The sequence below is a fragment of the Pseudomonas cerasi genome (assembly GCF_900074915.1).
Taxonomy (GTDB): Bacteria; Pseudomonadota; Gammaproteobacteria; order Pseudomonadales; family Pseudomonadaceae; genus Aquipseudomonas; species Aquipseudomonas cerasi.
Window position 1 is genome coordinate 4,613,447 of the sequence record NZ_LT222319.1, and the last position, 12,738, is coordinate 4,626,184.

Annotated in this window: 14 protein-coding genes; 3 read left to right on the forward strand and 11 right to left on the reverse strand. The window is 58.9% G+C overall.

Annotated elements, in window-relative coordinates:
- Nucleotides 1–119: 119 nt before the first annotated feature.
- Nucleotides 120–878 carry a Nif3-like dinuclear metal center hexameric protein gene (locus PCPL58_RS22860; RefSeq protein WP_003364071.1) on the reverse strand — a complete coding sequence of 253 codons (759 nt, stop codon included), beginning with the start codon at nt 876–878 and terminating at the stop codon, nt 120–122.
- A gap of 111 nt (nt 879–989) precedes the next feature.
- On the opposite strand from PCPL58_RS22860, the gene algW reads away from it, so the two are divergent.
- The gene (algW, locus tag PCPL58_RS22865) at nt 990–2,150 is read left to right on the forward strand and encodes a Do family serine endopeptidase AlgW (protein WP_002555073.1); all 1,161 of its coding nucleotides are present in this window, start codon (nt 990–992) and stop codon (nt 2,148–2,150) included.
- Nucleotides 2,151–2,923: 773 nt separating this feature from the next.
- Here algW and hisC read toward each other — a convergent pair.
- The 10 genes from hisC to PCPL58_RS22915 all read right to left on the reverse strand — a co-directional run bounded on the left by hisC (nt 2,924) and on the right by PCPL58_RS22915 (nt 10,913).
- On the reverse strand, nt 2,924–3,976 hold the full coding sequence (gene hisC, locus PCPL58_RS22870) for a histidinol-phosphate transaminase (protein ID WP_065350516.1): 1,053 nt from the start codon (nt 3,974–3,976) through the stop codon (nt 2,924–2,926).
- Nucleotides 3,976–5,322, reverse strand: a complete 1,347-nt coding sequence (gene hisD, locus PCPL58_RS22875; RefSeq protein WP_058397322.1) for a histidinol dehydrogenase — start codon at nt 5,320–5,322, stop codon at nt 3,976–3,978. The genes hisC and hisD overlap by 1 nt, the downstream gene beginning before the upstream one ends.
- A gap of 123 nt (nt 5,323–5,445) precedes the next feature.
- The gene (hisG, locus tag PCPL58_RS22880; RefSeq protein ID WP_002555077.1) at nt 5,446–6,081 is read right to left on the reverse strand and encodes an ATP phosphoribosyltransferase; all 636 of its coding nucleotides are present in this window, start codon (nt 6,079–6,081) and stop codon (nt 5,446–5,448) included.
- A gap of 153 nt (nt 6,082–6,234) precedes the next feature.
- Nucleotides 6,235–7,500, reverse strand: a complete 1,266-nt coding sequence (gene murA, locus PCPL58_RS22885) for a UDP-N-acetylglucosamine 1-carboxyvinyltransferase (protein WP_002555078.1) — start codon at nt 7,498–7,500, stop codon at nt 6,235–6,237.
- Between the two features lie 22 nt (nt 7,501–7,522).
- Nucleotides 7,523–7,762 (reverse strand): BolA family protein, encoded by a 240-nt coding sequence (locus tag PCPL58_RS22890; RefSeq protein ID WP_002555079.1) that lies wholly within the window; start codon nt 7,760–7,762, stop codon nt 7,523–7,525.
- 114 nt (nt 7,763–7,876) lie between these two features.
- A complete protein-coding gene (locus tag PCPL58_RS22895; RefSeq protein WP_003431491.1) occupies nt 7,877–8,182 on the reverse strand; it encodes an STAS domain-containing protein in 306 nt (101 codons plus the stop codon).
- Nucleotides 8,179–8,829, reverse strand: coding sequence for an MlaC/ttg2D family ABC transporter substrate-binding protein (locus PCPL58_RS22900; RefSeq protein WP_065350517.1), 651 nt, complete (start codon nt 8,827–8,829; stop codon nt 8,179–8,181). Before PCPL58_RS22900 ends, PCPL58_RS22895 begins: the two co-directional genes overlap by 4 nt.
- Before the next feature lie 10 nt (nt 8,830–8,839).
- The gene (mlaD, locus tag PCPL58_RS22905; protein WP_003313587.1) at nt 8,840–9,307 is read right to left on the reverse strand and encodes an outer membrane lipid asymmetry maintenance protein MlaD; all 468 of its coding nucleotides are present in this window, start codon (nt 9,305–9,307) and stop codon (nt 8,840–8,842) included.
- Entirely contained in the window at nt 9,307–10,104 is a 798-nt protein-coding gene (mlaE, locus tag PCPL58_RS22910; protein ID WP_065350518.1) for a lipid asymmetry maintenance ABC transporter permease subunit MlaE, read from the reverse strand. Before mlaE ends, mlaD begins: the two co-directional genes overlap by 1 nt.
- Nucleotides 10,104–10,913 carry an ATP-binding cassette domain-containing protein gene (locus PCPL58_RS22915; protein ID WP_003313589.1) on the reverse strand — a complete coding sequence of 270 codons (810 nt, stop codon included), beginning with the start codon at nt 10,911–10,913 and terminating at the stop codon, nt 10,104–10,106. The genes mlaE and PCPL58_RS22915 overlap by 1 nt, the downstream gene beginning before the upstream one ends.
- Before the next feature lie 304 nt (nt 10,914–11,217).
- On the opposite strand from PCPL58_RS22915, the gene PCPL58_RS22920 reads away from it, so the two are divergent.
- The gene (locus tag PCPL58_RS22920) at nt 11,218–12,192 is read left to right on the forward strand and encodes a KpsF/GutQ family sugar-phosphate isomerase (protein ID WP_003400250.1); all 975 of its coding nucleotides are present in this window, start codon (nt 11,218–11,220) and stop codon (nt 12,190–12,192) included.
- Entirely contained in the window at nt 12,192–12,731 is a 540-nt protein-coding gene (locus tag PCPL58_RS22925; RefSeq protein ID WP_003413390.1) for a KdsC family phosphatase, read from the forward strand. The genes PCPL58_RS22920 and PCPL58_RS22925 overlap by 1 nt, the downstream gene beginning before the upstream one ends.
- Nucleotides 12,732–12,738: the final 7 nt, after the last annotated feature.

Here is a 12,738-nt window from a genome sequence, read left to right on the forward strand (position 1 = left end):
AAACCCCGGGGCGGCCAGCGGGCCGTATTCGAGCCGGGCACTTTAACATGCGTGATATCGCTAATCAGCGATGCAGCTAGATCGAAACGATCTATGCATATGCCCTGCTGTTTGATCGTTCAAATCGGGTTCGGGCAGTCGATGAAGATATGCTCGAGCGCAAACCGTCGCGCCAGATAATCGCCCAGCGCCTGCACGCCATAGCGCTCGGTGGCATGATGACCGGCCGCAATGAAGCTGATGTCATTCTCGCGTGCGCTATGAAACGTCTGCTCTGACGCTTCGCCACTGAGGAACAGATCGACACCTTCCAGCACTGCCTGATCAATGTAGTTCTGACCACCGCCCGTGCACCAGCCGACACGGCGAATCATCTGACTGCCTTCGATGAGCAATGGCTCACGCCCCAGCGCATCCTGCACGCGACGGGCAAAATCCCGCGCAGTCATGGGCTCGGACAACGAGCCGATCAACCCGACCACACGCGGGTTTTCAGGGTCCAGAGGGCCTTCGACCGTGATGTCCAGTTGACGCGCCAGTTGCACGTTGTTGCCCACTTCGGGATGCACATCCAGCGGCAGATGATAGGCCAGCAGGCTGATGTCGTGTTTGAGCAAGGTCTTCAGGCGACGCTGCTTCATGCCGACGACACACGGGTTTTCGCCCTTCCAGAAATAACCGTGGTGAACCAGAACCAGATCAGCCTGGGCATCGACTGCCGCATCCAGCAGGGCCTGACTGGCCGTCACGCCGCTGACGATGCGCATGACTTGCGGCCGCCCTTCGACCTGCAGGCCATTGGGGCAGTAATCCTGAATCCGGGCACTGTTCAGATAGCGGTCGGCTTCTTCGACCAGGGTGCTCAGGGCAACAGCCATAAAAGACTCCTAAATATGCAGTTCAGAGCTGCGTTGTACTCGTATAATGCCCGCCATTATGGCGCACCCGTGGCAAAACTTTCTGCGCCCGCAACCATCAGGACTTGTTAAATGTTCAAGGCACTGCGTTTTTTCGGCTGGCCATTGCTGGCTGGCGTGCTTATCGCCATGCTGATTATTCAGCGCTATCCGCAGTGGGTCGGTCTGCCGAGCCTGGATGTCAATCTGCAACAGGCCCCACAGACCACCAACGTCATGCAAGGTCCGTCTTCCTATGCCGACGCGGTCATTGCCGCAGCGCCCGCGGTGGTCAACCTCTATACCACCAAGATGGTCAACAAGGGCAACAACCCGCTTTTCGAAGACCCGCAGTTCCGCCGCTTCTTCGGCGACAACACGCCCAAGCAGAAGCGTATGGAATCGAGCCTGGGTTCTGGCGTGATGATGAGCCCTGAAGGCTACATACTGACCAACAACCACGTCACCACTGGCGCGGACCAGATCGTGGTAGCGCTAAAAGACGGCCGCGAAACCATTGCCCGGGTCATCGGCAATGACCCGGAAACCGACCTGGCGGTGCTCAAGATCGATTTGAAAAACCTGCCCGCGATTACCATCGCGCGCTCTGACAGCATCCGCATCGGCGATGTTGCGCTGGCGATCGGCAACCCGTTCGGGGTCGGCCAGACCGTGACCATGGGGATCATCAGTGCCACCGGGCGCAATCAATTGGGCCTCAACACTTATGAAGACTTCATTCAGACCGATGCGGCCATCAACCCGGGTAACTCGGGCGGTGCGCTGGTAGACGCCAGCGGCAATCTGATCGGTATCAATACCGCGATTTTTTCCAAGTCCGGAGGCTCCCAGGGCATCGGCTTCGCTATTCCGACCAAATTGGCAATGGATGTCATGAAGTCGATCATCGAGCACGGTCAGGTCATTCGTGGCTGGCTGGGCATCGAAGTTCAACCCCTGACCCAGGAACTGGCCGAATCCTTCGGGCTGAAGGATCGTCCAGGTATCGTTGTGGCCGGCATCTTCCGCGACGGACCGGCGCAGAAAGCAGGCCTGCAACTGGGCGACGTGATCCTGAGCATCAATGGCGAACCTGCCGGCGACGGTCGTCGCTCGATGAACCAGGTGGCGCGCACCAAACCCAAGGACAAGATTGCTATCGACGTGATGCGCAACGGCAAGGAGATGCGCTTGAGCGCCGAAGTCGGCCTACGCCCACCACCCGCCCCGACACCCGCCGCAGCGCCGGAGTGATGCGCCATTACCTGAAAGTGCGGTACAGCACAGATCTGTGACGCCGGGAATAAAGGGCGTCCGGGCTTCTGCCCGAAGTGCGTGGGGGGCGAGCTTGCTCGCGAATACGGTGTTTCAGTCGATGCATTTTCGGCGCTTGTGCAGGCCTTTTCGCGAGCAAGCTCGCTCCCACAGGTCCGGAGTGTTTTCAAGCCATGCGAGACACTCACACAGGTCCGGGATGTTTCAAGCCATGCGAGACACTCACACAGGTCCGAAGTGTTTCAAACCATGTGGATGCTCTGCGGCATCGATGATCCTGTGGGAGCGAGCTTGCTCGCGAATACGGTGTTTCAATCGATGCATTTTCGGCGCTTGTGCAGGCCCTTTCGCGAGCAAGCTCGCGAATACGGTGTTTCAGTCGATGCATTTTCGGCGCTTGTGCAGGCCCTTTCGCGAGCAAGCTCGCTCCCACAGGTCCGGGCTGTTTCAAGCCATGCGAGACACTCACACGGGTCCGAAGTGTTTCAAGCCATGTGGATGCTCTGCGGCAGCGATGATCTTGTGGGAGCGAGCTTGCTCGCGAAGGCGGATTACCTGATCAATGGAGTTTCAGAGGCTGAACGGGCCTCTTCGCGAGCAAGCTCGCTCCCACACAGGTCCGGGGTGTTTTCGAGCCGTTTGGATTACTCACATAGGTCGGCGGTGTTTCCAGGCCATGCGGATGCTCTGCGGCATCGATGATCCTGTGGCAGCGCAAGGTCAGCCCGTTTTCGGGCTGACCGATCCGCGCCTCAGATGTCGCTCAGACCTTCCAGCAACGCCTGATGCTGCTCTGGCGTGCCGATGCTGATACGCAGGAACTGGGCGATTCGCTGCTGTTTGAAGTGGCGGACGATGACGCCCTGCTCGCGCAGTTTGGCGGCCAGTGCTGCGGCATCGTGTTGCGGGTGGCGAGCGAAGATGAAGTTGGCTGCCGATGGCAGCACTTCAAAGCCCTTGCCCTGCAACTGCTCGACCAGCGCCTCGCGGCTTTCGATGACCTTGTTGCGGGTCGTCTCGAAGTGCTCGCGATCCTCGAAAGCCGCTGCCCCTCCCACATTGGCCATGCGATCCAGCGGGTAGGAGTTGAAGCTATTCTTGACCCGCTCCAGCGCCTCGATCAGGTCAGGATGCCCCACCGCCAGGCCGACGCGCAGACCGGCCAGCGAGCGCGACTTGGACAGGGTCTGGGTGACCAGCAGGTTCGGGTAACGGTCGATCAGCGTAATGGCTGTCTCGCCACCAAAGTCGATATACGCTTCATCGACGACCACCACCGAATCCGGGCTGGCCTTGATGATCTGCTCAACCTTGTCCAGACCGAGCAGGCAACCCGTCGGCGCATTCGGGTTGGGGAAGATGATCCCGGCATTCGGCTTGGCATAGTCCACAGCACGGATCTTGAACTGCTCGTCCAGCGGGACCGTTTCATAGTCGATGCCATACAGGCCGCAATACACCGGATAGAAGCTGTAGCTGATATCCGGGAACAGCAGCGGAGCATCGTGCTGAAACAAAGCGTGGAAAATGTGCGCCAGCACTTCATCCGAGCCATTACCCAGGAACACCTGATTGGGCTGCACCTTGTAGTAATCGGCGACAGCGTGCTTGAGCAGATCGCTGTTGGGGTCCGGGTACAGACGCAAGTCGTCGGTCAGCGCAGCGCGCATGGCGTCGATGGCCTTTGGCGAAGGGCCATACGGGTTTTCATTGGTATTAAGCTTGACCAGTCGGGTCAGCTTCGGCTGTTCGCCCGGCACATAAGGCACCAGATCGCTGACAAAAGGGCTCCAGAATTTGCTCATTATTTGCCGTCCTCTGTGTTGCCTGCTTTCCAGTCAGGGTCAGTGATTCGATATTCGGCACTGCGCGCGTGGCCGCTCAGGGATTCGCCACGAGCCAGCACGGACGCTGTCTTGCCCAGCTCGGACGCACCTTGCGGCGAGCAATAGATGATCGACGAGCGCTTCTGGAAATCGTAGACGCCCAGCGGCGAAGAGAAACGCGCCGTACCAGAGGTCGGCAACACATGGTTGGGACCTGCGCAGTAGTCGCCCAGTGCTTCGGAGGTGTGGCGCCCCATGAAGATCGCACCCGCATGGCGGATCTGCGGCAGCCAGGCTTCCGGATCGGCGACCGACAGTTCAAGGTGCTCGGGCGCAATGCGATTGGCGACTTCGATAGCCTGGGCCATGTCAGCCACCTTTATCAGCGCACCGCGGCCATTGATCGACGTTTCGACGATGGCCGCCCGCTCCATGGTCGGTAGCAGACGGGTGATGCTGGCGGCGACCTTGTCGAGAAATTCGGCATCCGGACTGACCAGAATGGCCTGGGCGTCTTCGTCGTGCTCGGCCTGGGAGAACAGGTCCATGGCAATCCAGTCAGGATCGGTCTGGCCGTCACACACCACCAGAATCTCGGAAGGACCGGCGATCATGTCGATCCCCACCTGACCGAACACATGACGCTTGGCGGTCGCCACGTAAATGTTGCCAGGACCGACCACCTTGTCGACTTTCGGCACGCTTTCAGTGCCGTACGCCAGCGCGGCAACAGCTTGCGCCCCGCCGATGGTGAACACCCGGTCAACCCCTGCAATACAGGCAGCGGCCAGCACCAGCTCGTTGATTTCACCACGCGGCGTCGGCACGACCATGACCACTTCGGTCACGCCTGCCACCTTGGCCGGTATAGCGTTCATCAATACCGAAGACGGGTAGGAAGCCTTGCCACCCGGCACGTACAGGCCTGCACGGTCCAGCGGCGTGACCTTCTGGCCCAGCACCGTGCCGTCGGCCTCGGTGTAGCTCCAGGAATCCTGCTTCTGCTTTTCGTGGTAGCTGCGTACACGCTCGGCGGCCTTTTCCAAGGCTTCGCGCTGAACCGGGGTAATGCGCGTCAACGCCAGCTCCAGGCGCTGGCGAGGCAGGATCAGGTCGGCCATCGACGCAACCTGTAGCCCGTCAAACTTCTGGGTGAACTCGACCAGCGCCGCGTCGCCCCGCTCACGCACCGCCTTGATGATGTCGAGCACGCGCTGGTTGACCGAATCGTCAGACACACTTTCCCAGCTCAGCAGATGATCCAGATGTCGTGCGAAATCCGGGTCAGCAGCGTCGAGTCGGCGAATTGCAGTGGGAGTGGTCATAGCGGGGCCTCAATAATTGGCGGATGCTCAGGAGCCTAAAGCTACCAAGCTATCCGCGCAGGCACCTGAGAAATTTGGCTATGACACGGATAGCTGGACGCAACTCAACGTTGCGTGAAGGGATCAGCTACGGTGTCGCGACTCCACTGCCTTGCGCAGGGTGTCGATGAGGGCCTGGATACGTGCGTGCTGCATCTTCATGGAGGCCTTGTTGACCACCAGACGCGAACTGATGGTCGCGATCAGTTCCTGAGGCTCGAGGCCGTTGGCGCGCAAGGTGTTACCGGTGTCGACCACATCGATGATCTTGTCTGCCAGGCCAATCAGCGGTGCCAGCTCCATGGAGCCGTACAACTTGATGATATCGACCTGACGGCCCTGCTCGGCGTAGTAACGCTTGGCAACGTTGACGAACTTGGTAGCCACGCGCAGACGGCCCTTGGGCTCGACCGCACCGATGGCGCCAGCGGTCATCAGCTTGCACTTGGCAATCTGCAGGTCCAGCGGCTCATAGAGGCCCTGACCGGTGTATTCCATCAACACATCCTTGCCCGCGACACCCAGATCGGCGGCACCATGCTCGACATAGGTCGGCACGTCGGTGGCGCGCACGATCAGCAGGCGCACATCGGCCTGAGTCGTGGGGATGATGAGCTTGCGGCTCTTGTCCGGATTCTCGGTCGGCACGATGCCCGCTTCAGCGAGAAGCGGCAGGGTGTCATCAAGAATGCGGCCCTTGGACAGTGCGATGGTCAACATGGGAAACGTAAGTCCTTATCAGGAAACTTTTGTCACGACGCAAGCGGCGCATGACAACCCTCAGGCCTGTTGACCTGAAGTGAAACGAATCAGAAATCACACCCGCGACAGAACAGGCGGCCCCGATGCCAGCGGCATCAGGGCCGCGTGCTGCTAGCCCGGAACGCGGCGGATCTTGGCACCCAGCATTTGCAGCTTCTCTTCGATGCACTCGTAACCACGGTCTATGTGGTAGATGCGGTCGATCAGCGTGTCGCCCTGAGCGACCAGCGCCGAGATCACCAGACTGGCCGATGCACGCAGGTCGGTCGCCATGACTGGCGCGCCCTTGAGTACTTCGGTGCCGGTGACAATGGCGGTGTTGCCTTCAACCTGAATCTGAGCACCCATGCGGTGCATTTCATACACGTGCATGAAGCGATTTTCGAAGATGGTCTCGATGACCGCCCCCGTGCCTTCGGCAATCGCGTTGAGCGAAATGAACTGCGCCTGCATGTCGGTCGGGAACGCCGGGTAAGGCGCGGTACGCACATTGACCGCCTTTGGACGCTTGCCGTGCATGTTCAGCTCGATCCAGTCTTCACCGGTCGTGACTTCAGCACCTGCCTCCTGAAGCTTGAGCAGCACAGCTTCGAGGATGGTCGGATCGGTGTCCTTGACCTTGACGCGACCGCCGGTAACAGCAGCGGCCACCAGGTAGGTGCCGGTCTCGATACGGTCAGGCATGACCTTGTAAGTGGCCGGGCCCAGACGCTTGACGCCATCGATGGTGATGGTGTCGGTGCCTGCACCGTGAATCTTGGCGCCCATTGCGATCAGGAAGTTGGCCAGATCGACAACCTCGGGCTCGCGTGCGGCGTTCTGCAGCACGCTGCGACCGTTGGCGAGGCTGGCTGCCATCATGATGTTCTCAGTACCGGTCACGCTCACGGTATCGAAGAAGAAGTTGGCACCGCGCAAGCCACCCTCGGGTGCCTTGGCCTTGATGTAGCCACCTTCGACGTCGATGATCGCGCCCATGGCTTCAAGACCACGGATGTGCAGGTCGACCGGACGCGAACCGATGGCACAGCCGCCTGGCAGAGCCACTTCGGCCTCACCGAATCGAGCGACCATCGGGCCCAGCACCAGAATCGACGCACGCATGGTTTTCACCAGCTCGTACGGGGCGACCAGGGTCTTGATGGTGCGCGGATCGATTTCGACACTGAGCTTTTCATCGATGACAGGCTCGATGCCCATGCGACCGAACAGCTCGATCATGGTCGTGATGTCGTGCAGGTGCGGCAGGTTCTGAACGGTGACGGGTCCGTCCGCCAGCAACGTGGCGGCAAGGATCGGCAGGGCAGAGTTCTTTGCCCCGGAAATGCGAATTTCGCCATCAAGACGAACGCCGCCGGTAATAATCAATTTATCCATTAGAGTCTCGACACCAATTGGCTCAGGAACGCTCGGCCCATGCGGCGCGGCTGAAAAATTTCATGGTCACCGCGTGGATGCTGCCATCGGCAATCCAGGGGTTCAGATGGGTATAAATCTGTTGCTGACGTTTGACCGGGCTCAGGCCGGCCAACTCGTCGCTGATGATGTTCAACTGGAAGTTGCAGCCTTCGCCTTCGACTTCCACTTTGATTTCCGGCAGCTTTCCTTCAAGGAAGCTTTTAACTTCTACGGCCTGCATGCTTAACCTCGATCGGCGCTGTACGCGCGCGGGTCTGGCATCATACAAAAAAAGCCCATGTTATGCGAAGCCCGACAAGCAGGTCCCGGATAAAGGGCTTTTCGATGATGCCTTTCAGTGGGCGTCCAGCAGCTCGGTCAAACCTGATACGCGAGCTATCTGGCGCATGTCTTCGGGGAGTGCGCGGATGGTCATCGACTTGCCCGCATCCCGGGCGTCGCGCATGAACGCCAGCAACAAGGCCAGGCCGACGCTGCTGGACTTCTCGACACCCGAACAGTCAAGCGTGAGGTCTGCGAGATCACCGGACTTGATCAGTGCCGCACCCTGCTTGCGCAGTTGCGGCCCTGTACGGTAATCCAGCACACCGATCAGCCTGAGCTCACCCGGCCCGACGAGGCGGACGGCAGATTCGGTCATTGCACCGGCTTCTGCGTGGCATCAACGGTAGATTTGGTCTTGGCCACTTCGCCAGCCCAGTTGTTGATGGTGGTATCCAGGTTGTTGCCGTTGCGCTGCATGGCATCGGCGAACTGATCACGGAACAGCTTGCCGATATTGATACCGTTGATGACAACGTTACGCACTTTCCACTCGCCGTTCAGCTTGACCAGCGTGTAGGAAACCGGATAGATCGCGCCGTTATTGCCCTTGACCTGCATGTCAACGCTGGTGCGGTCATCGCCTTCGTCCTTGGCAGGTGCGACGGTGATGCCCTGGTTGTTGAATTCAAGCAAGGCGTTGCCGTAGAACTGCATCAGGCTGCGCTTGAAGTTTTCCTCGAAACGCTTCACCTGTTCAGGGCTCGCCTTGCGGGAGTACTTCACGGTCATGATGCTTTTGGAAATGCCATCGGCATCCACGACAGGACCGACAATGCGGTTCAGTGCATCATAGAACGCGCTTGGGTTGGCTTTGTACTGCTCGCGATTGTTCGCCAGGTCACTCAACAGTTCCTTGGTGGTGCGCTCCACCAGGTCATGAGCCGACGGGGTCGCCGCGGCATTCGCCAGCATTGGCAGAGTGGCCAGCAATACCAGCAGGCCACGGCGCAGAATAGAGATCATTTGAAGCTCCTCACTTGGCGTCTTTACTAACAGTATTGAGCAGGAATTTTCCGATCAGGTCTTCCAGCACCAGCGACGACTGCGTGTCATGGATAGTCCCGCCATCCTTGAGCAGCTTGTCATCGCCACCGACGCTGAGACCGATGTATTTTTCACCCAGCAAACCGGCAGTCAGAATCGACGCAGTCGAGTCCGAAGGCAGGTTATCGACCTTCTTCTGAATCTCCAGCGTGACGCGACCGGTAAAGGTATCGCGATCCAGATCGATCGCCGTCACCTTGCCGATCGTGACGCCGGCCATGCTTACTTTGGCTCTGACAGTCAAACCGGCAATATTGTCGAAGTAGGCATAAAGTTTATAAGTGTCGGTGCTCGCGCTCGTGCTCAGACCACTGACTCGCAGGGCCAGCAGGAGCAGAGCCAGTATCCCCGCCAGCAGGAACAGACCGACTCCGGTTTCGATGGCACGGTTTTGCATCAGAAATCTCCAAACATCAAAGCGGTCAAAATAAAGTCCAGTCCCAGCACGGCCAACGAGGCGTATACGACGGTTCTGGTCGTCGCGCAACTGATCCCCTCGGAAGTAGGCTCGCAATCGTAACCCTGGAAAACGGCAATCCATGTCACCACGAAGGCAAATACGACGCTTTTGATCACCCCATTGAGCACATCGTTCGTGAAAGAAACGCTGTTCTGCATGTTCGACCAGAAAGAACCGTCATAGACTCCGAGCCAATCGATCGCCACCCAGGAAGCCCCCCAGATACCGACCACGCTGAAAATCATCGCCAGAATCGGCAACGAGATGAAGCCGGCCCACAGACGCGGCGCAACGATGTACTTGAGTGGATCGACACCGATCATTTCAAGGCTCGACAGCTGCTCGGTGGATTTCATGTTGCCGATCTCGGCGGTCAATGCAGACCCGGCACGACCGGCGAACAGCAAGGCCGTCACCACAGGACCGAGTTCACGCAGCAGAGTCAGGGCAACCATCTGGCCGACCGCCTGCTCCGAACCGTATTTGGTCAGGATGCTGAAGCCCTGCAACGCCAGTACCATGCCGATGAACATGCCGGACACCACAATGATGACCAGCGACATGACCCCCACCGAATACAGCTGCCTGACCAGCAATTGAAAACTGCTGCCGGCACCGCCGCGACCGAGCAGGGCATGTACCAGAAACAGACCGGAACGCCCCAGAACAGTAACAATATCAATGGCCGAACGCCCCAGCAGGCTGACCCGGTCCATCAGTGACTTATTGCGCATCAGCGCTTCCCCAATAGATCTTCGCGAAAATCCGGCGCCGGATAGTGGAACGGTACAGGGCCGTCCGGCTCGCCGGTCATGAATTGACGAATACGTGGATTGTCCGAGGACATCAGTTCCTGCGGCGTACCCTGCCCCAGCACCTGCCCGTCGCCGACGACATATAGATAGTCGGCAATGCTCGCAGTCTCGCTGAGGTCATGGGACACCACGATGCTGGTGATACCCAGTGCGTCGTTAAGCAGCCGGATCAGACGCACCAGCACCCCCATCGCAATAGGGTCCTGCCCGACAAAAGGCTCGTCATACATGAGAATCTGCGGATCGAGAGCGATTGCGCGCGCCAGCGCGACACGACGCTTCATGCCGCCCGATAATTCGTCCGGCATCAGTTCCACCGCGCCGCGCAGGCCCACGGCCTGAAGCTTGAGCAGAACGATGTCGCGGATCATTTCTTCCGGCAGCTCGGTGTGCACGCGCAGGGGAAAGGCGACGTTTTCGAAAACATCCAGATCGGTAAACAGTGCACCGCTCTGAAATAAAACGCCCATCTGCTTGCGGGCATCGAACAGATCACTGCGCGACAGCTCCGGCAGATTCTGGCCATTGACCCACACCTGCCCCTCGCTCGGGCGCAACTGGGCACCCATCAGGCGCAACAGGGTGGTCTTGCCGCAACCTGACGGCCCCATGATCCCGGTAACCTTGCCGCGCGGAATACGAATATCAACGTTATTGAAAATGCTGCGCGCACCGCGTTTGAAAGACACACCTTTCAACTCGACCGCATAGGCGTCATCAGGACTCATCTAAACTCCTTGCGATACAGCTTCCGCCTTGAGCCGCCGGTTTTTGAACACCGACAGGCTGTCCAGGCGTGCCGAACAGGCCGCGAACTATATCACCGCAGCCACCCGCCCCCAAGAAGAGAACCGAGCGGTTCAGGTATTCGCTGAATTATTCTGTACCACAATGTTATGGCCACAGGCTTGAATACAGACCCGCAGGTACGTAGGAAATTCGTTTAAAAACAACACAACGACGATCAGACGTGAGGGAATCGTTCATTACCGCTATAATCGCCGCCTTTCAGCAGGCTGACCCTTTCCAGACATGAACCAATCCAGTGACCTGATCCAATCGGCGCAACGCACCATTCGCCTTGAGATAGAAGCCATGCAAGGCTTGCTTGAACGTCTTGACGGCGATTTCGTGCGCGCGTGCGAAATGATCCTTGCCAGCAAAGGGCGCGTGGTCGTGGTCGGCATGGGCAAGTCCGGACATATCGGCAACAAGATCGCTGCCACGCTGGCGAGCACGGGCACCACCTCTTTTTTCGTGCATCCGGCCGAAGCCAGCCATGGCGACATGGGCATGATCACCCGTGACGACATCATCCTGGCCTTGTCGAACTCTGGCAGCACCAACGAAATCGTCACCCTGCTGCCACTGATCAAGCGCCTGGGCATAAAGATGATTAGCCTGACCGGCGACCCCGAGTCCATTCTGGCCAAGGCTGCCGACATCAACCTCAACGCGCATGTCGTGCATGAGGCCTGCCCGCTCAACCTGGCACCGACGTCCTCGACAACCGCCGCACTGGTCATGGGCGACGCCCTCGCCGTAGCGCTGCTCGACGCCCGCGGTTTCACCGCCGAAGATTTCGCATTCTCCCATCCGGGCGGCGCATTGGGTCGTCGCCTGCTGCTCAAGGTCGAGAATGTGATGCACTCCGGCGAATCACTGCCCAGCGTGCAACGCGGTACCTTGCTGCGCGACGCACTGCTTGAAATGACTCGTAAAGGTCTGGGCATGACCGCCATCGTCGAAGCCGATGGCACCCTGGCCGGCATCTTCACGGACGGTGACTTGCGCCGGACGCTGGACCGCCCTGTCGATATCCGCCAGACAATCATCGATGAGGTCATGACGCTTCATGGCAAGACCGCCCATGCCGAGATGCTCGCCGCCGAGGCGCTGAAAATCATGGAGGACAACAAAATCAGTGCGCTTGTTGTCGTAGACCAGAACGACCGGCCGGTTGGCGCATTCAACCTGCAGGATCTCCTGCGCGCAGGCGTCATGTAATGGAAACCGAAATAATGACCCAGGATCTCATGCAACGCGGCAAGGCCATCAAGCTGGCAGTCTTCGACGTCGATGGCGTGCTGACCGATGGCCGCCTTTACTTCATGGAAGACGGCAGCGAGATCAAGACATTCAATACCCTCGACGGCCAAGGCATTAAAATGCTGATAGCCTCGGGCGTCACCACGGCGATCATCAGTGGCCGCAAGACCGCGATAGTCGAGCGCCGGGCAAAGAGCCTGGGCATTGAACACCTGTTCCAGGGACGTGAAGACAAACTGGTAGTGCTGGACAAGTTGCTGGCAGAACTCAATCTGAGTTACGAACAGGTCGCCTATCTGGGTGATGATCTGCCAGACTTGCCCGTCATCAGACGCGTTGGTCTGGGCATGGCAGTGGCCAATGCTGCCGGCTTTGTACGCGAGCATGCACACGGGATAACCAGGGCGCGAGGCGGCGAAGGTGCAGCGCGCGAATTCTGCGAACTGATTCTGAGTGCGCAAGGCAACCTTGAAGCGGCTCACTCCGCCTATTTATAGAAGCCAT